Annotated in this window: 24 protein-coding genes; 22 read left to right on the top strand and 2 right to left on the bottom strand. The window is 29.4% G+C overall.

What is annotated here, in order from left to right; translation table 11 throughout:
- Positions 1 to 8 precede the first annotated feature (8 nt).
- Both WHD08_RS06095 and WHD08_RS06100 read left to right on the top strand, forming a co-directional pair.
- Positions 9 to 473 (top strand): DUF962 domain-containing protein, encoded by a 465-nt coding sequence (locus tag WHD08_RS06095; protein WP_165730150.1) that lies wholly within the window; start codon positions 9 to 11, stop codon positions 471 to 473.
- Positions 474 to 476: 3 nt separating this feature from the next.
- Entirely contained in the window at positions 477 to 815 is a 339-nt protein-coding gene (locus WHD08_RS06100) for a tRNA-binding protein (protein WP_208888843.1), read from the top strand.
- A 138-nt stretch (positions 816 to 953) separates the two neighbouring features.
- Here WHD08_RS06100 and WHD08_RS06105 read toward each other — a convergent pair whose 3' ends face one another.
- Entirely contained in the window at positions 954 to 1,112 is a 159-nt protein-coding gene (locus WHD08_RS06105; protein ID WP_082864245.1) for a YqaE/Pmp3 family membrane protein, read from the bottom strand.
- Between the two features lie 290 nt (positions 1,113 to 1,402).
- Between WHD08_RS06105 and WHD08_RS06110 the strand changes: the two genes are divergently transcribed.
- The 14 genes from WHD08_RS06110 to WHD08_RS06175 all read left to right on the top strand — a co-directional run bounded on the left by WHD08_RS06110 (position 1,403) and on the right by WHD08_RS06175 (position 12,191).
- On the top strand, positions 1,403 to 1,879 hold the full coding sequence (locus tag WHD08_RS06110; protein WP_165730147.1) for a lipocalin family protein: 477 nt from the start codon (positions 1,403 to 1,405) through the stop codon (positions 1,877 to 1,879).
- 16 nt (positions 1,880 to 1,895) lie between these two features.
- Entirely contained in the window at positions 1,896 to 2,591 is a 696-nt protein-coding gene (locus tag WHD08_RS06115) for an OmpA family protein (protein WP_165730145.1), read from the top strand.
- A 100-nt stretch (positions 2,592 to 2,691) separates the two neighbouring features.
- Positions 2,692 to 4,146: a 23S rRNA (uracil(1939)-C(5))-methyltransferase RlmD gene (gene rlmD / locus WHD08_RS06120; protein ID WP_208888842.1), complete on the top strand. Its 1,455-nt coding sequence runs from the start codon at positions 2,692 to 2,694 to the stop codon at positions 4,144 to 4,146.
- Between the two features lie 129 nt (positions 4,147 to 4,275).
- Entirely contained in the window at positions 4,276 to 4,566 is a 291-nt protein-coding gene (locus WHD08_RS06125; RefSeq protein WP_208888841.1) for a 4a-hydroxytetrahydrobiopterin dehydratase, read from the top strand.
- Positions 4,556 to 5,029, top strand: coding sequence for a DUF6452 family protein (locus WHD08_RS06130; protein ID WP_244183233.1), 474 nt, complete (start codon positions 4,556 to 4,558; stop codon positions 5,027 to 5,029). The genes WHD08_RS06125 and WHD08_RS06130 overlap by 11 nt, the downstream gene beginning before the upstream one ends.
- Positions 5,010 to 5,717, top strand: coding sequence for a DUF6048 family protein (locus tag WHD08_RS06135; protein WP_208888840.1), 708 nt, complete (start codon positions 5,010 to 5,012; stop codon positions 5,715 to 5,717). Before WHD08_RS06130 ends, WHD08_RS06135 begins: the two co-directional genes overlap by 20 nt.
- A 63-nt stretch (positions 5,718 to 5,780) precedes the next feature.
- Complete coding sequence (locus WHD08_RS06140) at positions 5,781 to 6,728, top strand: isopenicillin N synthase family dioxygenase (RefSeq protein WP_208888839.1); 948 nt, start codon at positions 5,781 to 5,783, stop codon at positions 6,726 to 6,728.
- A 72-nt stretch (positions 6,729 to 6,800) separates the two neighbouring features.
- Entirely contained in the window at positions 6,801 to 7,124 is a 324-nt protein-coding gene (locus tag WHD08_RS06145) for a translation initiation factor (protein WP_165730137.1), read from the top strand.
- A gap of 50 nt (positions 7,125 to 7,174) precedes the next feature.
- Positions 7,175 to 8,119, top strand: coding sequence for a DUF1835 domain-containing protein (locus WHD08_RS06150; RefSeq protein ID WP_208888838.1), 945 nt, complete (start codon positions 7,175 to 7,177; stop codon positions 8,117 to 8,119).
- Positions 8,120 to 8,989 (top strand): nucleoside phosphorylase, encoded by an 870-nt coding sequence (locus WHD08_RS06155; RefSeq protein WP_208888837.1) that lies wholly within the window; start codon positions 8,120 to 8,122, stop codon positions 8,987 to 8,989. It begins immediately after the preceding gene.
- Entirely contained in the window at positions 8,990 to 9,850 is an 861-nt protein-coding gene (locus tag WHD08_RS06160; RefSeq protein ID WP_208888836.1) for a substrate-binding domain-containing protein, read from the top strand.
- Positions 9,851 to 9,868: 18 nt separating this feature from the next.
- Positions 9,869 to 10,009, top strand: coding sequence for a hypothetical protein (locus tag WHD08_RS06165; protein ID WP_157603647.1), 141 nt, complete (start codon positions 9,869 to 9,871; stop codon positions 10,007 to 10,009).
- 283 nt (positions 10,010 to 10,292) lie between these two features.
- Positions 10,293 to 11,171: a UDP-2,3-diacylglucosamine diphosphatase gene (locus WHD08_RS06170; RefSeq protein ID WP_208888835.1), complete on the top strand. Its 879-nt coding sequence runs from the start codon at positions 10,293 to 10,295 to the stop codon at positions 11,169 to 11,171.
- Positions 11,172 to 11,177: 6 nt separating this feature from the next.
- Positions 11,178 to 12,191 (top strand): glycosyltransferase family protein, encoded by a 1,014-nt coding sequence (locus WHD08_RS06175; protein WP_208888834.1) that lies wholly within the window; start codon positions 11,178 to 11,180, stop codon positions 12,189 to 12,191.
- Here WHD08_RS06175 and WHD08_RS06180 read toward each other — a convergent pair.
- Complete coding sequence (locus WHD08_RS06180) at positions 12,175 to 12,837, bottom strand: uracil-DNA glycosylase (RefSeq protein ID WP_208888833.1); 663 nt, start codon at positions 12,835 to 12,837, stop codon at positions 12,175 to 12,177. The two genes, WHD08_RS06175 and WHD08_RS06180, sit on opposite strands and share 17 nt — an antisense overlap.
- A gap of 195 nt (positions 12,838 to 13,032) precedes the next feature.
- Between WHD08_RS06180 and WHD08_RS06185 the strand changes: the two genes are divergently transcribed.
- The 6 genes from WHD08_RS06185 to WHD08_RS06210 all read left to right on the top strand — a co-directional run bounded on the left by WHD08_RS06185 (position 13,033) and on the right by WHD08_RS06210 (position 24,076).
- The gene (locus tag WHD08_RS06185; protein WP_208888832.1) at positions 13,033 to 16,464 is read left to right on the top strand and encodes a DUF7619 domain-containing protein; all 3,432 of its coding nucleotides are present in this window, start codon (positions 13,033 to 13,035) and stop codon (positions 16,462 to 16,464) included.
- Between the two features lie 249 nt (positions 16,465 to 16,713).
- Complete coding sequence (locus WHD08_RS06190) at positions 16,714 to 17,463, top strand: prolipoprotein diacylglyceryl transferase (RefSeq protein ID WP_208888831.1); 750 nt, start codon at positions 16,714 to 16,716, stop codon at positions 17,461 to 17,463.
- 9 nt (positions 17,464 to 17,472) lie between these two features.
- Complete coding sequence (locus WHD08_RS06195) at positions 17,473 to 18,144, top strand: putative metal-binding motif-containing protein (protein ID WP_165730119.1); 672 nt, start codon at positions 17,473 to 17,475, stop codon at positions 18,142 to 18,144.
- A gap of 120 nt (positions 18,145 to 18,264) precedes the next feature.
- Positions 18,265 to 21,105, top strand: coding sequence for a sensor histidine kinase (locus WHD08_RS06200; RefSeq protein WP_208888830.1), 2,841 nt, complete (start codon positions 18,265 to 18,267; stop codon positions 21,103 to 21,105).
- Between the two features lies 1 nt (position 21,106).
- Positions 21,107 to 21,850, top strand: coding sequence for a LytR/AlgR family response regulator transcription factor (locus WHD08_RS06205; protein ID WP_165730115.1), 744 nt, complete (start codon positions 21,107 to 21,109; stop codon positions 21,848 to 21,850).
- A gap of 12 nt (positions 21,851 to 21,862) precedes the next feature.
- A complete protein-coding gene (locus WHD08_RS06210) occupies positions 21,863 to 24,076 on the top strand; it encodes an endonuclease MutS2 (protein WP_208888829.1) in 2,214 nt (737 codons plus the stop codon).
- Positions 24,077 to 24,161 lie beyond the last annotated feature (85 nt).

A 24,161-nucleotide genomic window follows, 5' to 3' on the forward strand; every position in this document is an offset into this window, starting at 1 on the left:
AACGACTTATGAAAACAGCTAAAGAATATTTTGATGAGTATGCAGTTAGTCATCAAAACGAAACAAACCAAGCGATACATTATATTTGTGTTCCTTTAATTTTTTTTAGTGTTATTGGTTTACTCATGAGTATACCAACCACATTTTTAGAAAACACATTAAACTTATCCAATCCTTTAATAGAAAATTGGGCTGTAATAGTTGGGCTTGTTATTTCTATTTTTTATCTGCGTTTAGGCTTTTGGTATTTTATAGAAATGTCTTTGATAATTTTTATAGCAATTGCAGCTAATTTTTGGCTCGGTAATCAAGTAAACTTGCTTTTCGCTTCTTTAATTATTTTTGTTTTAGCTTGGATCGGGCAGTTTTATGGACATAAAGTAGAAGGTGCTAAACCATCATTCTTAAAAGATTTAGAATTTTTATTGATTGGTCCTTTATGGGTAATACAAAAATTAGGAAAGAAAAAATAAAGAATGAAAGAAGAAATTACCTTTGAAGATTTTTTAAAAGTTGATATTAGAATAGGAACTATTATTGAAGTAAATGATTTTCCTAAAGCAAGAAAACCTGCCTATCAACTAAAAATTGATTTCGGCGCATTGGGCATTAAAAAGTCTAGTGCGCAAATAACAGATTTATATACAAAAGAAGATTTACTAAACAAACAAGTTGCTGTAGTTGTAAATTTTAAACCTAGACAAATTGCCAACTTTATGAGTGAATGTTTGGTGATAGGTGTTTATAATACAGCAGGAGATGTCGTTTTATTACAAGCCTCTAAAGAGATAAAAAACGGAGAGCAAGTTAATTAGTGGTTTAAGGTTTAAGGTTTAAGGAATTTAAAAAAATCACATAAAATAATCTTAAATATAGGATTTCTTTTAAAAAAGGCACAGATTGTCTATTGTCTCTAAAAATTATAAAATTGACCAAAAACAACTCTATTTAAATTAATTCTTCGGATTATTTAAAATAACTAAAGCTCCGATTACTCCAGGAATCCATCCGCAAAGCGTTAGTAAAAAAATAATAAAGAAAGAACCACAACCTTTATCTATCACAGAAAGTGGCGGAAAGAAAATAGCAAGTAATACTCTTATAAAACTCATTTTTATATTTGGTTGGTTACAGAAATAAGACGAATTAAAAATAAATTTGTTACAGAAAAATGCTAAAAAAAATAAAGTTTAAAAATGATATTTTCTATTTATAACCTCAACAAAATCAACATTAAATAACAAAATAGATTTTATTTAAAATGAATTGTAGAAAAAACTCAAATATTATGTCAATAAAAGTGACTATCTTTATAAAAACGTGTCTTAAATTATAGCATATAAAAATAAATAATATGCTAACTAGTATTCTTAACTTTGCAAAAAACTAATCTATATTACTTATGAAAAAATTTTTATGTATTGTTTTATTTATTTCAGTAGCTATTGCATGTAAATCTACCTCTGCAGTTAGTACCAAATTAGACAATAAAACCGAACGTATTTTAAAAGGAAATTTTACAATGACTGCTGTTGACTTTCCTGGATCAGACTTTTTAAATGTAACTTCTTTTTACATAGCAGACTCTAAATGTTTTGTTGGTAGTGACTGGAGTTTTGTTTCTAATAACAATAAAGGAGAAATGGCACTTACTAGCCTAAGTACTTCTTGTAAAGAATTTAGCTCTCCAATAACTTGGTACCTAAATAAAGATGGAAAATTTGTTTTAAAAATCATTAACGACTACAAAGCAAAAGAAGTAAATAACGGTTTTGTTTTAGATATTATAAATGTAACAGAATCAAGCTTCCAATTGGTAGACCAAATTAACGTTGCAGGACAAACAAAAGATATTACTTACTCTTTTCAAAGAAAATAATTAAAAAAGAAACACAATGAAAAAATCAATAATTTATAGTTTATCAGTATTATTTATAACAGCAAGCATGCTTACCTCTTGTGAAGCTGTTAAAAATGCAAACAACACACAAAAAGGTGCCGGTATTGGTACTGCAGCAGGTGCTATTTTAGGTGCCGTAATTGGAAACAATGTTGGAAACGGTAAAAATTCTGAATTAGGCGCTGTTTTAGGTGGTGTAATTGGAGGTGTTACCGGTGGTGTAATTGGTAATAAAATGGACAAACAAGCTCGTGAAATAGAAGAAGCAATACCTGGAGCAGAAGTAGAAAGAGTTGGGGAAGGTATTATGTTAACTTTAGGTGAAAATGCCGTTAGATTTGATACTAATAAGGCAACATTATCTGCAAGTGCACAAGCAAACTTAGAAAAATTAGTTCCTATTTTTAATAGTTACGAAAACACTAATATTGTTATTTATGGTTACACAGATAGTACTGGTAGTGTTGAATACAACCAAACCTTATCTGCTAAAAGAGCAAATTCTGTAAAAGAGTACTTAACCACTAAAGGTCTTGAAAATGCAAGATTTGAAACCAAAGGTTTAGGTGTTAATGACCCTATTGCAACAAACGAAACTGCAGAAGGAAGAAGCCAAAACAGACGTGTAGAGTTTGCTATTGTTGCCAATGAACAAATGATTCAAGAAGCACAAAAAGAAGCTGGAAACTAAATATAATCTTACTTTAATAAAAAGGCTACTCAAATGAGTGGCCTTTTTTGTTTCATCAAACTATATTTTCCCTAATTTTGCACTACATAAACAATTAAGAATGCCACGTAGAGAACGAAATAAATTTGTAAAGAAGAATCAAGTTTTAGAATTAAAAATTGAAGATTACGCTTTTGGCGGAAAAGGGATTGCAAGAATCCAGTCTGAAGAAGGTAGTTTTGTTATTTTTGTTCCGAATACCTTGCCTGGTCAATTAGTAAAAGCACAAATAAGTAAGTCTAGTAAAAACTATGCAGAAGCGAAGTTGATAGACGTTTTAGAACCATCTGAAGATGAAGTAGAAGTTCCTTATCAAGACATTCCTGGTGCACCTTACATACAATTACCTATAGATTTACAACATCAATATAAAAAAGAAAGCACTTTAACTTTATTTAAAAAAATAGGAAAAGTAGCTAATATCGAAGATCTATTTGATGAATTTGTAACCTCTCCAAACGTATTTCATTATAGAAATAAAATGGAATATGGTTTTTCTGCTATTGGATATGATAGAGTTACAAAAAGAGATAAAGATGAGTTTACATTAGGTTTTAAAAGACGTGGTGTTTGGTGGATGGGAGATAATCTAGAAAAAGATTCTGGTTTGTTTGATAAACAACTAGAAGACAATCTAAAAAACATTCGTCAATATTGTATAGACACTGGTTTAGAACCTTGGCATGGTCCAAAAAAGACAGGTTTCTTCCGTTATTTTGTGGTAAGAAAATCTTTTAAAACAGATGAGTTGTTATGTAATTTAGTAACTACTTCTCCAGAATTAGAGAATTTCGATTTACAGAAATTTGCTTCTTTTCTAAAAGATATTTTTGGTGATCGTTTAGCTGGTTTATTACATACTATTAATGATGAAACTGGTGACAGAACCATTGCAACAGCCGGTAGTTTAGATTTAGTGTATGGTAAAGATAAAATTGTAGAAGAATTATTAGGTTTGAATTTTGAAATCAGCATGAAAAGCTTTTTTCAAACGAATCCTAAATGTGCAGAAAAATTATACTCTAAAGTTGTTGAATATGTTTTAGAAGACAAAACCAAGGTAGACAATACTGTGGTAATGGATTTATTCTGCGGAACAGGAACCATAGGGCAAATTGTAGCTTCTAAAAGTGAAAACGCAAAAATTGTTGGTGTAGATATTGTAGCTTCTGCAATTGAAGATGCAGAAAAAAATGCCAAAAGAAATAATATTGATGGATTAAAATTTTATGCAGCAGATGTTGGTAAATTCTTAGTTGCACATCCAGAATATAAAGATAAAATAAAGACCATTATTTTAGATCCTGCTAGGGCAGGAATTGCGCCTAAAACATTACAAAAAATCATCAATCTAAATGCAGATAGAATGGTATATGTTTCTTGTAACCCGGCAACTCAAGCTAGAGATACAGAGTTGTTAGCAGAAGCTGGTTATTTTATTAAAAAGATTAGTTTGGTAGATCAATTTCCGCATACAAGTCATATTGAAACAGTGGTTTTATTTGAGAAGAAATAACATTTATAAATTCTTATAAAAACTTCTACTAAGAACGATTTATAAGATTTAAGATAATTTTATTAAAACGTACAACTAATATTAAAAGGAATCATTATATATTGATACTTTAAAGTTAAAGCTAAAAAAATGAAAAAATTAACAGACTTCGAAATCAATAGAAAATTAGAAAAATTACATGATTGGGATTATTATGACGATGCTTTGCATACAGATTTTGAGTTCGATAACTTTAAAGATTGTATGTCTGCAATGAATAGAATTGCATTTGAATGTGAAGCTTTAAATCATCATCCAGAATGGACAAACAACTATAATACTTTAGATATTAAGTTAACAACACATGATGTTGATGGTGTCACCAAATTAGATTTTAAATTGGCTAAAGCCATCAATAAAATTGTAGAAGTTGAAGAATAGGATCTATAAAATAACAGTTGTTTTAGTAATTGGTTTGCTTATAAACACCTCATGTACTAAAGATGATTTCTGTTTGCAAAACCCTGTTACTCCTAATTTGGTATTGCGTTTTTATGATGACACGAATAAGGAATCTACAAAAGATGTGAGTACTTTATATGTTTGGGCAGAAGGAAAAGATACCATCGCAGATTTTAATGGTACTAGTTTAGACTCTATTTATATTCCTTTAAATAGTTTAACAACAGAAACTGTTTATAAACTTTCTAACGGAACAGATGTAGATACTTTTACCATAACTTATACTCCAAAAGAAGAATATGTATCTCGTTCTTGTGGATATAAAATTACCTTTAATGATGTTACTTTTTATTCTGATAATACTTGGATAAAAGAATTTACACCATCAACATTAACAACACTAGACAATCAAAACACAGCACATGTACAAATATTTCATTAGCATCTGTTTCCTTTTTGTTTTTGTTAATGGGCAATCTCAAGAACAGAAAAAAGACACACTTATAAATGCTGAAAAAGATTCTATTGTCTATAAATCTAAATATGGATTAAGAGTTGGTGTAGACATAAGCAAACCCATTTTGGCACAATTTAATAGTTCTTACTCTGGATTAGAAATTGTAGGAGATTATAGAATTAAAAAAAACTTATACCTTGCTGCAGAAGTTGGTTACGAAGAAGAAACAACTACTGAAGACTATACAAACTCGACTGTAAAAGGAAGTTATTTAAGACTTGGTGTTAACTATAATGTCTACCAAAATTGGTTAGACATGAACAATGAAATCTTTATAGGAGCTCGTTATGGTTTTAGTCTTTTCGATCAAACTTTAAACACTTACACACCCAACGTTAATTCAGTATATTTCCCTGCAGATGAAATAACCTCATCTGTGTCAGCTACAGATTTAAATGTACATTGGACAGAGTTTATAATAGGTTTAAAAGTAGAAACCTTTAATAATTTCTTCGTTTCTTTTAGCGGTTCTTATAAGATTTCTATAAGTGTAAAAGAACCAGATAATTTTGAAACTCTTTACGCACCCGGCTTTAATAGAGTATTTGATAGTGGTACAGGTTTCGGATTTAACTACACACTTACCTACTTAATTCCTTTTAAGAAAAAGTAATTTTATTACAACTTAGTATTTTTTAGTAACTTTATCAACCTTATTTTTTTTAAACAAAATATCATGAATAAAATTCCTAGTGTAAATTTAGCAGACTTTTTATCTTCGGATAAAAGCAAAAAACAACAATTTATAGATGAAATTGGTCATGCTTACGAAAACATAGGTTTTGTAGCTTTAAAAGGTCATTTTTTAGATGACAAATTAGTAGAAAGCTTATATACAGAAATTAAAAACTTTTTTGATTTACCAGTAGAAACCAAAGAAAAATATGAAATTCCAGGAATTGGAGGTCAACGTGGTTATGTTTCTTTCGGAAAAGAATCTGCGAAAGGAAAAAAAGAAGGCGATTTAAAAGAATTTTGGCATTTTGGTCAGTATGTAGACGCGGCTTCTAAATACGCTAAAGAATATCCAGAAAACGTTACTGTTAATGAATTGGCTAACTTTAATGCCGTTGGTAAAGAAACGTATCAAATGTTAGAAAAAACGGCAAAGTACGTGTTACGTTCTTTGGCCTTGCATTTAGGCTTAGAAGAAACCTACTTTGATAATTATATTAAAGATGGAAATAGTATTCTACGCCCAATACATTACCCACCAATACAAACAGAACCTAAAGGAGCAGAAAGAGCTGCAGCCCACGGAGATATTAATTTAATTACCTTATTAATGGGGGCACAAGGTAAAGGGTTACAAGTCCAAAACCATAAAGGAGATTGGATTGATGCTATGGCAGCACCAGACGAATTAATGATAAATGTTGGAGATATGTTATCTCGTCATAGTAATAACAAATTAAAATCTACCATTCACAGAGTGGTGAATCCACCAAAAGAAATGTGGGGAACATCAAGATATTCAATTCCGTTTTTTATGCATCCCGTTTCTGATATGAAATTAGATGTTTTAGAAAATTGTATCGATGAAAACAACCCAAAACAATTTGAAGATATCACTGCTGGTGAATTTTTAGACGAAAGATTAAGAGAATTAGGACTTAAAAAGTAATCAGTTTACAGTAGCAGTTGGCAGTAACAAGTTAACTGAAAACTGCTACTGAGAACTGTAAACTGATAAAAAATGGATTTTAAAGATCAATTAAAAAATTTATTTCCAGAGCATAAGGAAACTGTAGAACCTGTAAAAGAAAAATCGGATATTTGGTTACAAGATGATCCGATTATTTGCAAATACGAAAAACGTAAAGGAAAGCCAATTACAATTTTAGAAGGCTATACAGGTGCAACATCAGACTTTAAGAAACTTGCAAAAGAGATTAAAACCAAACTATCTGTTGGCGGTAGTTTTAAAGATGATAAAATTATTATTCAAGGTGATTTTAGAGATCAAATAATGACCATGCTAAAAGATAAAGGCTTTAAAGTGAAGCGAGTTGGTGGATAAAATTTAGTACTCTTACAATAAATAATTACTGTAAACGTTATTAATAAATTATGAACTCGTCTATACTACATATTACAAATGGAGATAGTACTACAAACTATCTGAAAAAACTTAATTTCTCCGGAAGTTTTATTACTTGGAGAGAAATGTTATGTGAAGGAAAAACGACTGTAGATGTAGGAAGTGAAACTTTCTGGAAAAACAGGTTCGACTTTTTAAAAACTTCCTACAATATTAGCAAAAGGAAATTTATAGACTTTACTTTAAAAGAATATAGAACCCTTTGTAGTAAAAAGGAATCTAAAGAAATAGTCTTATGGTTTGATCACGATTTGTTCTGTCAAATTAACATGATTGCTGTTATTAGTTGGTTAAAAACCTATAGAAGTGGCTATCATATTTCTTTAGTAACTAGTGGTAAAATAAAAGGAAATAAGAAACCAAAGAGTTTATCTGAGCTTACTGAAAATCAAATTCAGCAACATTATAAAAACAGAATAGATTTAACTCAAGATGATATTGAATACGCAGACTATATTTGGCAACTATACTGCTCAGACAGTCCACTTAGGTTAGAAACTGTTTATAAATTTAACCCAATGTCTCCTTTCACTTATTTAGTAGAAGCTTTAGAAGCGCATTTACAAAGATTTCCTTCCATTAAAAATGGACTAAATAAAGTTGAAAACACTATTATAGAAACTGCAAACACACAACAATTTTCATCTAAAGACCAGTTAGTACATCAATTGCTAAAAACACAAACTGTTTATGGTTTGGGAGATTTACAGTACGAACATCATATAGAGCAACTTCAAAAATTATTTACCTCTTTCGATCCAGTAAAATTATCTAGAAAAGGAAAAAAAGTACTAGAAAACCAGCTAAATTTTTATGGCGAACTTCGCAATGATAATTCGTATCTTGGTGGAGCAAAAAAATATAGTTTTCTTTACAATCATCAATCAGAAAAACTATTACAAATTACATCTTAAATGTCTATAAAACAATCTGAACTTATCTTAAATCCGGATGGAAGTATTTATCATCTAAATTTAAGACCAGAACATATTGCCACAAATATAATTTTTGTTGGCGATCAAGATAGAGTCGATAAAATCACTAAACATTTTGATTCTATCGAGTTTACTACTCAAAAACGCGAATTTAAAACAACAACAGGTACTTACAAGAACAAACAATTTTCAGTTATTTCTACCGGAATCGGTCCAGATAATATAGATATTGTTTTAAATGAATTGGATGCACTTGTTAATATCAATTTAGAAACTAGAAAACCAAAAGAAAATTTAACTTCTTTAAATATTGTAAGAATAGGAACTTCAGGTTCTTTGCATGACGATATTCCGGTAGATTCTTTTGTAATTGGTTCTCACGGATTAGATTTAAACGGATTGCTTCACTCCTATCAAATTGATCCCATTTCTAATCCAGAAATTGAAGATGCTTTTGTAAAACATACCAATTGGAGTGCTAAAAAATCATATCCTATTGTTATTGAAAATAGTAAAGAATTAGAAAACAGATTAAAATCTGATAAAACACACCAAGGAATCACAGCTACTGCCGGAGGTTTTTATGGGCCTCAAGGTAGAATTTTACGTTTAGCGATACAAGACAATGAACTAAACCATAAGATTGATAGTTTTAGTTTTAACCAACATAGAATAACCAATTTAGAAATGGAAACCTCAGCTATTTATGGTTTATCTAAACTTTTAGGTCACAAAGCTTGTTCTATAAACGCAATTATTGCCAATAGAGCCAATGGATCTTTTAGCAAAAACCCAGGAAAAGTAGTTGCCGATTTAATAGAATATACACTTGAAAAATTAATTGAGTAGATGACAAACCTTACAATTGGCGGAGTTCCAGAGCATTTTAATTATCCTTGGTATTTAACCTTAAAAAATAAAGAATACAAAAAACACAACATCAATCTACGTTGGCAAGATTTCCCTGGCGGAACAGGTGCCATGTGTAAAGCTTTACGTGCTGGTGATGTAGATATTGCTATTGTTTTAACCGAAGGAATTATTAAAGATATTGCAGACGGAAACCCTTCTAAAATTGTACAGACATTTGTAAAATCTCCATTAATTTGGGGAATTCATGTAGGCTCAAAATCATCTTTTAAAAACATTGAAGATTTAGAGCACGCAACCATTGCCATTAGTCGTTTTGGTTCAGGTTCGCATTTAATGGCTATTGTAAATGCTCACAACCAAGGTTGGGATATAGCCAATTTAAAGTTTAAAGTAATAGGTAATTTACAAGGCGGAATTGATGCTTTAACCAACGGAGAAGCAGACTATTTTATGTGGGAACATTTTACCACAAAACCTTTAGTAGACAATGGTACTTTTAGATTAATTGACGATTGCCCTACTCCTTGGCCTTGTTTTGTAATTGCAGTTAGAGATGAAGTTTTAGAAAATAATTTTGAAGAAGTTAAAAAAGTTTTAGACATTATTAATGGCAAAACAAAAGACTTTAAAAAAATTGATGCTATTGATAAAATTCTGGCAGCAAGGTACGAGCAGCAATTAGAAGACATCCAGCAATGGTTAAAAATTACCGAATGGAATGACGGAAAACCTATTTCTAAAAATAAAATTACACGCATACAAAATAAAATGGTTCAGTTTAACGTTATTGAAGAGAAGAAAAATTCGAGCAATTTCATAAAAAATATGTACATTTAGCACGAAAAACCATTATCTATGAAAAAAGTAGTATTTATTGCAGTTTGTATTTTAGGAATCCTTTGTTTTTCTTCTTGTAGAAGTACCTCAAAATCTTGCGGTTTAGCAGATAACACCACAACTATTCAAACAACCTTAAAGCAAGTAGATTTAACTTAAAATCTAATTGTTTCTTAATTTCAAATTCAATGAATCCGCGTTTACTGCGGATTTTTTTTGCTCTAAACCGCTATACCTCTTAATAGTAAGCTAACTATTCGTAAACTTTTTCATAAAGTTTATCTTACCTTTTTTTCATTTTTATTTTACGTTTACAATACATTCTCTTTTTATGTTTGAAAGAACTTAGAAACAAGATAATTGTTTACATATATTTAGAAAATCATTTTCTTCATAAACTTGTTTACTCAAGAAACAATTCTTTTTCTTTTTATGAAACAAAATGAAAAAACAAAAAAAAAGAAAGTTAGATTATGTTGTAATTTCAGACGTACATTTAGGTACTTATGGTTGTAGAGCTAAAGAATTATTAAATTACTTAAAAACAATTCAGCCAAAAGTATTAATACTAAACGGTGACATTATAGACATCTGGCAATTTAACAAACGTTACTTTCCTAAGTCTCATATGAATGTAATTAAACATATTACTTCCCTCCTTTCTAAAGGAACAACCATTTATTACATTACTGGAAACCATGATGAAATGCTTCGAAAATTTAAAGGTTTTCAACTAGGAAACTTTAAAATTTTAAACAAAGTCGTTTTAAATATTGATGATAAAAAAGCATGGATTTTTCATGGAGATGTTTTTGATATCACCATGAAACATTCTAAATGGTTAGCAAAATTAGGCGGAAAAGGATACGATTTTCTAATTCTAATAAACACCTTTATAAATTGGATTAGTAAACTCTTTGGTTACGGAAAACTATCACTTTCTAAAAAGATAAAAAACAGTGTAAAAAGCGCCGTTAAGTTTATTGACAATTTTGAAAAAACGGCTTCAGACATTGCTATTGAAAATGAGTATAACTATGTAATATGCGGACATATTCATCAACCAGAAATTAGAGAAATTGAAAACCAAAAAGGAAAAACTACCTACCTAAACTCTGGTGATTGGATCGAAAATTTAACGGCTTTAGAATACAAAAATCGAAAATGGAGTTTATATGAATACACAAATGATGAAATAGCTCAAAACACTGAAAAGAAACTTAGTAAAAATGAGCTAAAGAATGCAAATAAAGAAGAAAAGAACAATTTTCTTTTTGAAGAATTACTGAAAGAATTTGATATTCAAAAACCCTTAAAATAATTAATTATGAAAATATTATATGCAATTCAGGGTACAGGAAACGGCCATATCACAAGAGCTAAAGAAATTATACCAATTCTTCAAGAGAAAGGAGATTTGGATATTTTAGTTAGTGGAAATGAGAATAATTTAGATATTGGTTTCGATATAAAATATAAACTTCATGGCTTAAATTTTACTTTCGGGAAAAAAGGAGGTATTGACTTTTGGGAAAGCTACAAAAAAATGAAATTGTCTCGTTTTTATAATGAAATTAAAAACTTCCCCATAAAAAAGTACGACTTAATAGTAAACGATTTTGAGCCTGTTTCTGCTTGGGCCGCAAAGCTAAATAACATAAGCATTGTATCTTTAAGCCACCAAAATGCGGTTTTAGATATTGCTTCTCCAAAATATGGAAAACACAAAATAGAAAAACTAATTTTAAAGCACTACGCACCTGCAAGTCTTCGGTTTGGTTTTCATTTTAAACCTTATAGTTCTGCTACTTTTACACCGATTATAAGAAAAAGTATTCGAGCTAAAAAAATAAGCAACAAAGGGCATATAACAGTTTATTTACCATCTTATAATGTGGCTAAAATTGTAGCCGTCTTGTCTAAAATACCTATTATAAAATGGCATATTTTTTCTAAAGAAAATAAACGTTTAATCTTTAAAAAGAACATTACCATTTACCCAATTAACGAATTCGATTTTATAAAAAGTATGGCTTCTTCTGCAGGAGTTCTTTGTGGAGCAGGTTTCGAAACACCTTCTGAAGCTTTATTTTTAAAGAAAAAGTTAATGGTAATTCCTATGAAAAATCAATATGAACAACAATGTAATGCTTTAGCTCTAAAAAAAATGGGGGTTTCTGTATTGAAAAAATTAAATAGAAAACAAGTTCTTAAAATAGCCAAATGGATTCAGAGTGATATTTTTATCCCAGTAGATTACCCAGATACTACAGAAGATATTTTAGATGCTATTTTATTACCTTATGAAAATCAAACCGCTTTCCCTACCATTCTATCGTAGGTTTATCTAAGTTCTTTAAAACCTCATTAGTTTTAGAGAAATGTTTGCTTCCAAACCAACCTCGCCAAGCGCCTAAAGGAGACGGATGCGGAGCGGTAAATACAGTATGTTTTTCTAAATTTATTAATTTCGTTTTACTTTCTGCAAATTTACCCCAAAGTAAAAAAACAATGCTTTCTTTTTCTTCAGAAATGCTTTTAATTACAGCATCGGTAAAGTCTTCCCATCCTTTTTTTTGATGACTTCCGGCTTCATGAGCTCTTACCGTTAAAGTCGCATTTAATAATAAAACACCTTGTTTTGCCCATTTTTCTAGATTCCCACTTTGTGGAATTTCTTGATCTAAATCTGTTGCAATTTCTTTAAAAATATTTTTTAATGAAGGTGGCTGTTTCATTCCGTCTTTTACAGAAAAACACAATCCGTTTGCCTGTCCTTCATCATGATAAGGGTCTTGACCAATAATTACCACTTTTAAATCATCTAAAGAACAAAAGTTAAACGCAGCAAAAATGTCTTCTTGCTTCGGAAAACATTGGTAATTTTCATATTCTGATGTTACAAAATTTGTTAATTCTTCAAAATAAGGTTTATCAAACTCTGATTGTAAAAGAAGTTGCCAACTTCTGGTAAGTATTGTATTCATAACAACAAAAATACTTCTTTTATTAGAATAAACTAAATAGACGCTTCCTTTAACCAAACCATTGTTTACTCTAATGTACCATCAGAAACAACTTAAAAACTCTTAGCTTTATACGTCTTTTAACTATTAAAAAACAATGTTTTACCTCTTTACTCCGCTAAAAACAAGCCCTAACTTTGAAAAAAAATCAACTTTATGAAACTAAAACTACTTTCTCTAACTTTTTTATTTATTTCTAGCACGGTTTTCTGCCAAATTGTAAATATCCCAGATACTGAATTTAAACAAGCACTTCTAAACTACTCACCAAGTATAGATACTAATAATGATAATGAAATACAGGTATCCGAAGCCGCTGCTGTTACTGAATTAATTATTTCTGGCTATCAAGGTTTTGAAATTATGGGATTTTTGGAAGGCAGTCTTTCAGATTTTACAGGAATAGAAGCTTTTGTTAATTTAACCTCTTTAACTTGTAGTAATAATGATTTAACGAGTTTAGACCTATCTGCATTATCTAATCTAACATATTTAGATTGTGCTTCAAATATTAATTATAATGATTTTAGTGGAATGGCCATAGGTATTTCAACAATTATACTTCCAAATTCAGGAACATTAACAACATTAAATACTTCTTACAATAACTTATCTACTTTAGATCTTTCTAATCAAACAGCATTAACATCTGTAATCACAAATAATAATGTATTAACAAATTTAAACATAACAAATACGCCTTTATTAGAAAGTTTAAAATGTGAATATAATCAGCTTACATCATTAAACACCTCATCTTCTTTAGCCTTAACAAACCTAGAATGTTTTCAAAATCAGATTACTAGCTTAGATGCTACAAACAACACCTCCCTTATCACCTTAAAAAGTTATAACAATAACTTAACTAGTTTAACACTACCTTCTTCTAATACATTAACTCATTTACATTCTTGGAGTAATAGTATTACTACTTTAAATGCTTCTATCGCCACAGGTCTAATAGATATCTCTGTATATTCTAATACTTTAACTAATTTATCAGTACCTGCTAGTACTACTTTAACAAAACTTTCATGTAATCAAAATAACTTAACAACTTTAGATGCTTCCATGTCTACAGGCTTAGTTACTTTAAACGCCTCTAATAACGCATTAACAAGTTTAACTTTACCAGTATCATCGTCTTTAAAAACTTTAAACTGCAGCAATAATCAATTAGCAACTTTAGATACCTCCGTATCAACTGGACTAACCTCTATAAATGCTGCCAATAATTTATTAACAAGTTTAACCTTACCTTCTACAGCTACTTTAGTAACATTAATATGTAGCAATAACCAATTAACAACGTTAGACACAAGTTTAAATACAGGGTTAATTACTATAATTTGTAGTGATAACGCTATCAATTCTTTAGACGTAAGCTTAAATACAAGCTTGTCTAACCTTTCATGTAGTAACAATAACTTAACAACGATAAATACATTATCTAACACTTCTTTGTCTACACTTGGTTGTAATGGAAATCAAATAACAAGTTTAGACACTACAACAAGTACAACATTAAATAACCTATATTGTACAGGTAACCTTTTAACAGATTTAGATTTATCAAGTTTTACAAATTTAAATGCTTTACACTGTAACTCTAATCCTAATTTAAGCAGCTTAAATCTTAAAAATGGAAATACATCTAGCATTTCTGGTAATAATTTAGTCGCAAATAACAATCCAAATTTATTCTCTATTTGCGTTGATGATGCCACCGTTGCTGCAGGAATCTATGCAAACATAGATTCGCAAACCAACTTTACAGAATATTGTTCTTTTGTGCCTGTAAATTCTAATACAATAACTGGTACAGTTTCTTTTGATTTTAATAATGATGGTTGCGATGCTGCAGATACAAAATCTGTAAATACTAGAATTAATAGTACAAGTACCAATGTTAGTGCGGCGGCTTTTAGTGATGCAGATGGCACCTACACAATTTATATTAATGACACTTCTGTAACAACTGAATTAATACCAAACTTCCCTTCATATTTTACAGCAACTCCAACTACACAAACCACTAATTTTACGGGGTCGGGTAACACAGAAACTATCGATTTTTGTATTACAGCAAATACTCAAATAGACGATGTAGAAATATATTCTTTTACAACATCGGAATCTAGACCTGGTTTCGATACACAGTTAAGAATATTCTATAAAAATAATGGTTCTACAATTATTCCATTCGGAACGGTTACTTTAAATTTTAATGAAAATCAAGAATTATTTAATAATGCGAGTACCACACCAGACACTCAAACAAGTAATTCTTTAACTTGGAACTATACAAACCTTCTTCCTTTTCAAGAAAGTTATATTGATGTTCATTTTACCATAAATACACCTACAGATCCTATAAATCCGGTAAATGGAGGAGATACAATTACCTACACCACTTCTATTACACCTTTAACAGGTGATGCAACACCTACAGATAACACCCATGTTTTTTCTGATATTATTGTAAATGCTTACGACCCCAATGATGTGGTTTGTTTTGAAGGTGATAAAATTAGCACCACACAAGTACCAAATGATTTAACGTATAGAGTTCGTTTTCAGAATACGGGTACAGCATCAGCAATAAACATTGTAGTAAAAGACATTATTGATGTAGATTTAGACATGGCTACTTTTCAGCCAATTGCAGCTAGTCATTCTTACAGAACTGCTATTACCAACACAAATAAAGTAGAATTTATTTTTGAAAACATACAATTGGCAGATAGTACTAGTAATGAACCTGCTAGTCATGGTTGGTTATTTTATAAAATAAAACCTAAAAGCACCTCAGTTATTGGTGATACTTTTAATACGACTGCGAATATTTATTTCGACTATAATGCACCTGTAATAACAAATACTTACAACACTGCAGTTTCTTTAGAAACTACGATTCCTGATAACAATTTTGAAATGGCATTAATAAATGCAGGTTTAGATAAAGGAACTCCAGATAACAAAGTGTTTACAGACAATATAAATACTATATCTAATTTAGATGTTTCTAGTAAAAATATTTCAGACTTAACGGGTATAGACGATTTTACAGCCTTAACTAATTTAAATGTTAGCCATAATCAACTTACATATTTAGATGTAAGTGCGCACACTTTATTAACCTCTTTAGACATGCAGTCTAATGCACTACATTCTTTAAATGTAAAAAACGGTAACAATACTCTTTTTACACTCTTTAATGCGATTAACAATCCAAGTCTAACTTGTATAGAAGTTGATAACGCTACCTGGAGTGCAAACAATTGGACAAACATTGATACAACATCAAACTTTGTGAATAATCAGGCTGAATGTACTGCATTAAGTACTAATGCATATAATACACTAGAGTTTTCTTTATACCCAAACCCGACTAACGGAAAAATGAATATTACCACTTTAGAGAGGTCTGAATTATTCATTTACTCTATTACCGGAAAAGAAATTAAAAAAAGAGACGTAAACATCGGTAAGAATATAATTTCTAATTTAAATTTATCAAAAGGGATTTACTTCTTTAAACTGGTTAGCAAAGAAAAATCATCTACTAAAAAAGTGATTGTAAATTAATCACTCTCTAAAACATCCTTGAAAAAGAGAAATTAGATTTTCAATATTAAAACTCCATATTCTTTAAAAAATCATATGGAGTTTTTCTTTCCTTTAATGAAAACCAACTTATCTTAAATAAGGTTATCATTTATACAAATAACACCTTGTAAAAGGCTTAAAAATAAATACTTTGATACATCTCTAGTCATGTAATCGAATTATTTACTAAAGTAATTGGTAGAAATACCAGATTAAAAAACTATAAAAATGTATCCAAAACTATTAGAATATCAAAACATTACTATTTATACGTATGCAATTTGTATTGTTTTTGGTACACTATTAGCCATTTTATATACAAAATGGCAAACTAAGAAAAGACTAAATCTCGTTTTACCAAACATCTTTTTTTATTTAATCTTTATTACTGGTTATATGGGTGGAAAATTATTTTTATTCTTTGAAAGACCTATTTATTACATACAAAACCCCAAAAATATTTTTAATATTTTTTCTGGTGGATTTGTTTTTTATGGTTCCTTTATCTGCATAATAATATTTACTTTTTGGTATTTAAAAAAACATAAAATAACAATTTTACCTTTAATGGACATTCTAGCTATTACCACAACCATTGTGCATGCAATTGGTAGAATGGGTTGTTTTTTTGCAGGTTGTTGTTATGGCAAACCAACAAATTCTATTTTCGGAATGAGTTTTCCAACCACAAATTCTGTAACCGTGCACCCTACCCAATTATACGAAGTCTTTTCTATTCTAATAATTATGGGTTTGCTTTTTATCATTAGAAAAAACAAGAAATTTGATGGACAAGTATTTTTTTCTTACATCATACTATATGCAATTGCAAGGAGTCTTTTAGAACTTTTTAGAGGAGATTTAAGAGGTTTTGTTATTCAAGATTACCTATCACATTCTCAATTTATTGCATTTATTTTTATAAGCATAACGGCTTATTTATATCTCAAATTAAAATCAAAAACAATAACTATTTAAACAAAAATTATGAAAAAATTAATTGTAAACACATTTATACCCATAGCACTTTTAATAACTGCTATTTTTATTATTGGAGCGGGTTGTTCTGGAGTTCCTGATTTAAAAGAATATGTATGGCATAAAGATTCAGATGGTGACGGATATGGTTTGGCAGGTACTGCTGTAATGGAAGGAGAACAACCAGAAGGATATGTAGAAAATGATATTGATTGCGATGACACTAATGCTGATGTCTATCCTGGTGCTACAGAAATACCAGATAATGATATAGATGAAGATTGTAACGGGAAATTTGCTTACACTTTTTATTCAGATAAAGATGGAGATGGTTTTGGTAGTGAAACTCCGATTATTATTGAAATTGAAAACAATACCACTGCTCCAGATAATTATTCTTGGTTTGCTGGAGATTGTAATGATGATAATGCAGAAATACACCCAAAAGCTGTAGAAATAGAAAAAAATGGAATCGATGATAATTGCGACGGAATTATAGATATTGTTGAATATTATATAGATGAAGATGGTGATGGTTATGGCTCACAAAAAGCTACTCCAGCAGAAGGGGTTACCAATAATTTAGATTGTGATGATACTGATGAAAAAATTCATCCTTATACCAGAGAATTTTTAGATGATAAAATAGATAGTAATTGTGATGGTAGCGATAATACATAAGCTTTATTAAAAGACAAACATCTCTTAAAGCTTGTTTGTAAAGATAAATGGTTAACTAAAAAAGTTATTGTAAATTAGTAATCCACAACCACATTTGAAAAAGAGAAATTAGAATTACCAATGTTAAAACTCCATATCACTTTATTTATAACTATGTTATGGAGTTTTTCCTATTCTCAACAATACACAAATATTACTGTAAAAGATGGCTTACCAAGCAATCATATTTATAAAATTGTACAAGATGCTTATGGTTTTATTTGGTTTGCTACAGACAAAGGATTAGTAAAATATAATGGTAACACCTTAAAAACTTTTACGACAAGAAATAGTTTGTCCACCAATGATATTTGGGGAATTCATCCAACACCAGATGGTAATTTATGGTATTTATCTAAAACATCTAAATTAGGTTATATAAAAAACGATAGTGTTTATGCTTTTGAAAGTGAGGTTAAAAATGAAATATTCACTCCCAATTATACGAGTCAAATAGGCAACCAAATTATACTAACAAGTAATTCTAGAGCGCATGAATTAATTAATGATAAATGGAAATTAGTCTCAGAAAAGACTTCCTTAAAAAAAAGAACACCAGTTTATCTTAAACACCCAACTATTACTTCTTACGAGACAAGTACTAATTTAGACACTATAAAATTAACCTACAAAAACGGAAATATAAAAAAGGTACCCAATCTTAAAAATATTCTAACCACTGTCCATTATAGAGGTCAAATAACAGATAGTTTGTTTTATTGGACAGCAGATAAATATTATTCAATATTAAACTTAAATACGTTAAAACTGTATAAACGCAATTTTAAAGATGAAGTAGGTATCAGTAAATCTCAACACACCAGAATACAGCTCATAAACAATCAAATTCAAATTACAGGAAGAGGCTTTGTAGGTATTTTAGATGAGAACTATCACATTACAAAAACAGTTTTAATTCCTAAAAAATTAGATGCACATTTTGCAATGATTGATAAAAAAGAAACGGTTTGGATTGCTACTTTTTTACATGGTGTTTACAAATTGACTAAAGCTAAAAGAAGTATTAAATATGCTTATGAACACGAAAACATTCTTAAAACCAACAAGATAAACGATACTATAATTGCAAATATTTACAACAAAGGTTTTTTTAAATATCAACCTGACAAAAAAGATTTTATACCGTTTATTAACCAAAATAATTACATTTTTAGTTCTAATTATATAGATTCCTTAAAAACAGCTTTCTATATTTCGGAGAATAAAATTATACGTAAAAAAAATACTAAAGCCTCCGAGGAGTTTAATTTTACAGAATACCCTTTTTATACAAATCAAACTGCTAGAGACTTAACTTATTATAACAATTATTTGTATGGTGATTTTACTGCAGGAATTAATAAAATTGATACAAACAACCTGAAAATACTTAAAGTTTATAACCAACGAGGAATTACCAATTTAATGGTTTTTAAGGATCGATTATTGGTGGCTACTACAAACGGCTTAAAGCAAATTAAAAATGAAGCACTAAGTGAAGTTACTTTTAATAAACAAATATTTTCTAAACCGATTCTAAGCATTACAAAAATATCTAAAACCCATGTATTGTTAAATACAGATGGATTTGGATCATTTATTACCGATTTAAATAAGATAGAACAATTACCAAAATCAGAATTTTTAATTGTTAATAATGCTTTTGTAGAAAACAAAGATATTTGGTTGGCCAGCAACTCTGGTCTTTTTAAATATGTATTAAAGGATGAGAATTATACTTTAGAAAAAAAATTAACAGTCGCCAACGGTATTCCTTCGCAACAAGTTAATGATATATATATTTATAACAATGACCTTATTCTAAGCACAAATAATGGTATTGCTATTTTACCCAAAAAACAAGAAATCACCAACCAGTTACTAGATATTTATATCGATAAATTAACGTACAACAACCAAACAGTAACTAAAAATAACAATACTTTTAAATACTTAGAAAACAACAATATTAGTATTGCAATTTCTAGAATAGATTTTACTGAAAACAACACCAACTTTAGCTATAATTACAAATTAGAACCACTACTAAGTGATTGGAAAGCTACTGAAACAACCAATATTAATTTTAATGACTTACAGCCCAATACTTATATATTTAAAGTTGAATCACAAAATATTAAAAAGAAAATTGAATTTACAATTACTCCTTTATGGCATCAAACATTTTGGTTTAAAGCCATCGTACTTTTAACTTTAACAAGTTTGTTTTTTAGAGCTGTTTGGTATTTAAGTAAACGAAGCCAACAGCAAAAAAGTAAAAAGCTTTTTCAAGAAAAACAACTTTCTGAGATTCAATTAAAAGCACTTCGCTCGCAAATGAATCCACATTTTGTATTCAACTCTTTGGCCGCCATTCAATATTTTATTAATGAAAATAATTTTGAAGCTTCAGAAAAATATTTAGTAAAATTTTCTAAACTAATTAGACGTTTTTTCGAACTGTCTAAAGAAACGACCATCACATTAACCGAAGAAATAAAACTGCTTACCAATTATTTAGAAATAGAAAAACTACGCTTTAGAGAAAAACTAGAATACCAAATTAATATTGATGATGCTATTGATATTAAAAACACGAAAATACCAACAATGCTGTTACAACCCATTGTAGAAAATGCTGTAAACCATGGAATTTTCAATAAATTTGATACAGGTACAGTGACCATCAACTTCAAAAAAGTAGATACTTTAACTTATAAAGTTTTAATTATAGATGATGGTGTTGGGTTTATAAACACAAAGTCCAAAAGTAAAAAAATAAAGTCTTCTAACGTTTTACAACAACGTTTAACCTATTTAAACACTTTAGAAGAATGGGAGATTTTGTATTTTACAGAAGAATTACATCCTAAAAACGATGAAAAAGGAAACATATCTACTTTTATAATTAAAAGCAAATAACATGAATACAATCTCTGCTATTATTGTTGATGATGAAATTTCTAACCTAAAAGGATTGGAGAAAAAGATGGCTAATTTGTTTCCAGACATAAGCATCATTGGTACTTACCAAAAACCAGAAGAAGCAATTACCAACATCACAAAACAACAACCTGATATTTTATTTTTGGATGTAGAAATGCCCCGAATTGATGGTTTTGAATTGTTATCAAAATTAAGAGAAATCAATTTTCAAGTAATTTTTGTTACTGCTTTTAGCGAATATGCTATAGAAGCCTTTAAAAAATGTGCTATTGGTTACATCTTAAAACCAATAGATGATGATGATTTAATAAAAGCTGTTCATAAAGCAAAAGAAAGTATCACTTTAAAACACGAGAACGAAAAAAATGCAAACCTTTTACAGTTTATTGCAGAAACAAATTCTAACTCAAACAAGTTAATTATACCAACTATTAAAGGTGTTTCTTTTATTCCGCAAAAAGAAGTGATACATATAGAAGGATTTGATGGTTATACCAAAATTCACCTTATAGACAACACAGAAATCGTAAGCTCCTACAATATAGGGAAGTATGAAAAAATGATGAATAATTTCTTCTACAAATGCCATAAATCTCACATTATAAACCTAGAAAAAGTGCGTCATTTCGAAAATGAAGGATATATTGTATTAGAGAACAAAAAAAGAGTGCCAGTTTCTAAAACCAAACGAAAAGAATTTATAGATTTGTGTTCGCAATAAAATCGACTTTTTTTGAACAATAACATATCATCCAAGACATTACAAGATTTAGAATTTTCTACAGTTTTACAGCATGTTGCAGAACATTGTATTTCTGGTTTGGGTAAAGAACAAGTTACTGAGATTGAACCTATCATTAATAAAAAAGCACTTTTTAAAGAGTTGTATTTGGTAAACGAATACGTTTCTTCTTTTCAAAGTGAAAATAGAGTTCCCAATCATAGTTTCGATAATATTACAGAAAATGTAAAACGTTTGGCTATAGAAAATAGCTTTGTAGAAACCGATGCTTTTCTAAAAATTGCCACTACTTCTTTAACCGTAAACGAATTGATTAAATTTTTCAAGAAATTTAATGTGCAATTCCCAACTTTTTTCGAGCTTTCACAAGAAATTGAATTCACCACTTTTATAGATGATGAAATCAAAAAAATAATTGATATTTCTGGTGAAGTAAAAAACAACGCTTCAGATTCTTTAAGACAAATAAGAAAAGACATAAATAATGTTCGTGGAAAAATTGGTGCGAGTTTTTCTAGCGCTTTATCTAGAGCAATTTCTGCAGGTCATTTAGATGATATTAAAGAAACCGTTGTAGACAATCAGCGTGTTTTAGCTGTTTCTGCAATGCACAGAAAAAAGGTTGCTGGTAGTTTATTAGGTTCTTCAAAATCTGGTAACATCGTTTATATTGCGCCACAAGCAACACTTGCATACTCTAGAGAATATCAAAATTTAATTTATGACGAAAAGCAAGAAATTGTAAAAATATTACGCGCATTATCTGCCACTGTTCGTCCGTATGTTTATTTATTAGAAGAATATCTATCTTTTTTAATTCATATTGATGTTGTTGGAGCAAAGGCAAAATATGCCGTTGAAATGAATGCTGTTTTGCCTAAAATTTCTAGAGAAAAGAAAATCTATTTTAAGAACGCATATCATCCCATTTTATGGAGAAAAAATAAACAACAAGATTTACCTACCATTTCTCAAAGTATAGAACTAAATGAAAAACAACAAATTATTGTTATTTCGGGTCCTAATGCTGGTGGAAAAAGTATCACTTTAAAAACCATTGGTTTATTGCAAATAATGCTACAAAGTGGTATTTTAATTCCTGTTGATGAACGCAGTCAGACGTATATTTTTGATACTTTTTTAACAGATATCGGAGACAATCAATCTATAGAAAACCAACTAAGTACCTATAGCTATCGTTTAAAAAACATGCGTAACTTTTTACGTAAATGTGGACCTAACACCTTGTTTTTAATTGATGAATTTGGTACAGGTTCAGACCCTGAATTAGGTGGTGCTTTGGCAGAAATTTTCTTAGAAGAATTTTATTATAAAAAAGCATTCGGAATTATAACCACCCATTATTCCAACTTAAAGGTCTTAGCAAACGAATTAGAAAATGTTACCAATGCAAACATGCAGTTTGATGAACGTACATTAGAACCGCTATATAGATTATTTATTGGACAAGCAGGTAGTTCTTTTACGTTTGAAGTTGCTCAGAAAAATGGAATTCCGTTTAGCATTATCAATAAAGCTAAAAAACGTGTTGAAACAGAAAAAGTGCGTTTAGATAAAACAATTTCTAAACTTCAAAAAGAACGTAATCGATTACAAAAGCATTCTGATAATTTAGAGCAACAAAAATTTAAAGGACAAGAGCATTTAGATAATTTACAAGAAAAAGAACAACGTGTTCAAGATAAACTATCTGGTTTTCAAGAATTATATGATCAAAACCAAAGAATGCTTTCTTTAGGAAGAAAAACAAATGAGTTACTTAACAAATACTTTCAAACCAATAATAAAAAGGAATTAAATACTAATTTCAATAAATGGGTTGCCGACTTAAAAGTAAAACAAGTCATGAAAAAACCTATAGCTCCTGTAACCAAAGCACAAAAGCACAAAGCAAAAGTAGCCGAAAAACAACAGCAAGAGATTATTAAAAAAGTAGAAAAAGAAGTATTACAAAAAGTTGTAGAAGTTAGAAAAGAAAAGAAAATAGAAGAAGCTAAGATAGCCAAAGAAAAGTCTGAGTACAATTATCAAATTGATGATAGCGTAAAAGTTATTGGCTCAAACTCTGTGGGTACAATCGATAAAATTGATAAGAAAAAAGTAACTATTAATTATGGTTTCTTTACTACAAAAACAACTACAGATAAATTAGAATTGGTAAAACGAGCTAAAAAAACAAAATAAGAACATACATTTTAAAGCTAAAAAAGGTTCGCAAATTGCGAACCTTTTTTAATATATACTTTTTGTCTCGTTGCGTAAAGAAGAA

This window comes from Polaribacter sejongensis, from assembly GCF_038024065.1.
Classification (GTDB): domain Bacteria; phylum Bacteroidota; class Bacteroidia; order Flavobacteriales; family Flavobacteriaceae; genus Polaribacter; species Polaribacter sejongensis.

Coding starts and splice junctions, on each gene's coding strand:
- WHD08_RS06095 (WP_165730150.1), top strand. CDS start 9: ATGAAAACAGCTAAAGAATATTTTGATGAGTATGCAGTTAGTCATCAA.
- WHD08_RS06100 (WP_208888843.1), top strand. CDS start 477: ATGAAAGAAGAAATTACCTTTGAAGATTTTTTAAAAGTTGATATTAGA.
- WHD08_RS06105 (WP_082864245.1), bottom strand. CDS start 1,112: ATGAGTTTTATAAGAGTATTACTTGCTATTTTCTTTCCGCCACTTTCT.
- WHD08_RS06110 (WP_165730147.1), top strand. CDS start 1,403: ATGAAAAAATTTTTATGTATTGTTTTATTTATTTCAGTAGCTATTGCA.
- WHD08_RS06115 (WP_165730145.1), top strand. CDS start 1,896: ATGAAAAAATCAATAATTTATAGTTTATCAGTATTATTTATAACAGCA.
- rlmD (WP_208888842.1), top strand. CDS start 2,692: ATGCCACGTAGAGAACGAAATAAATTTGTAAAGAAGAATCAAGTTTTA.
- WHD08_RS06125 (WP_208888841.1), top strand. CDS start 4,276: ATGAAAAAATTAACAGACTTCGAAATCAATAGAAAATTAGAAAAATTA.
- WHD08_RS06135 (WP_208888840.1), top strand. CDS start 5,010: ATGTACAAATATTTCATTAGCATCTGTTTCCTTTTTGTTTTTGTTAAT.
- WHD08_RS06140 (WP_208888839.1), top strand. CDS start 5,781: ATGAATAAAATTCCTAGTGTAAATTTAGCAGACTTTTTATCTTCGGAT.
- WHD08_RS06145 (WP_165730137.1), top strand. CDS start 6,801: ATGGATTTTAAAGATCAATTAAAAAATTTATTTCCAGAGCATAAGGAA.
- WHD08_RS06150 (WP_208888838.1), top strand. CDS start 7,175: ATGAACTCGTCTATACTACATATTACAAATGGAGATAGTACTACAAAC.
- WHD08_RS06155 (WP_208888837.1), top strand. CDS start 8,120: ATGTCTATAAAACAATCTGAACTTATCTTAAATCCGGATGGAAGTATT.
- WHD08_RS06160 (WP_208888836.1), top strand. CDS start 8,990: ATGACAAACCTTACAATTGGCGGAGTTCCAGAGCATTTTAATTATCCT.
- WHD08_RS06165 (WP_157603647.1), top strand. CDS start 9,869: ATGAAAAAAGTAGTATTTATTGCAGTTTGTATTTTAGGAATCCTTTGT.
- WHD08_RS06170 (WP_208888835.1), top strand. CDS start 10,293: ATGAAAAAACAAAAAAAAAGAAAGTTAGATTATGTTGTAATTTCAGAC.
- WHD08_RS06175 (WP_208888834.1), top strand. CDS start 11,178: ATGAAAATATTATATGCAATTCAGGGTACAGGAAACGGCCATATCACA.
- WHD08_RS06180 (WP_208888833.1), bottom strand. CDS start 12,837: ATGAATACAATACTTACCAGAAGTTGGCAACTTCTTTTACAATCAGAG.
- WHD08_RS06185 (WP_208888832.1), top strand. CDS start 13,033: ATGAAACTAAAACTACTTTCTCTAACTTTTTTATTTATTTCTAGCACG.
- WHD08_RS06190 (WP_208888831.1), top strand. CDS start 16,714: ATGTATCCAAAACTATTAGAATATCAAAACATTACTATTTATACGTAT.
- WHD08_RS06195 (WP_165730119.1), top strand. CDS start 17,473: ATGAAAAAATTAATTGTAAACACATTTATACCCATAGCACTTTTAATA.
- WHD08_RS06200 (WP_208888830.1), top strand. CDS start 18,265: ATGTTAAAACTCCATATCACTTTATTTATAACTATGTTATGGAGTTTT.
- WHD08_RS06205 (WP_165730115.1), top strand. CDS start 21,107: ATGAATACAATCTCTGCTATTATTGTTGATGATGAAATTTCTAACCTA.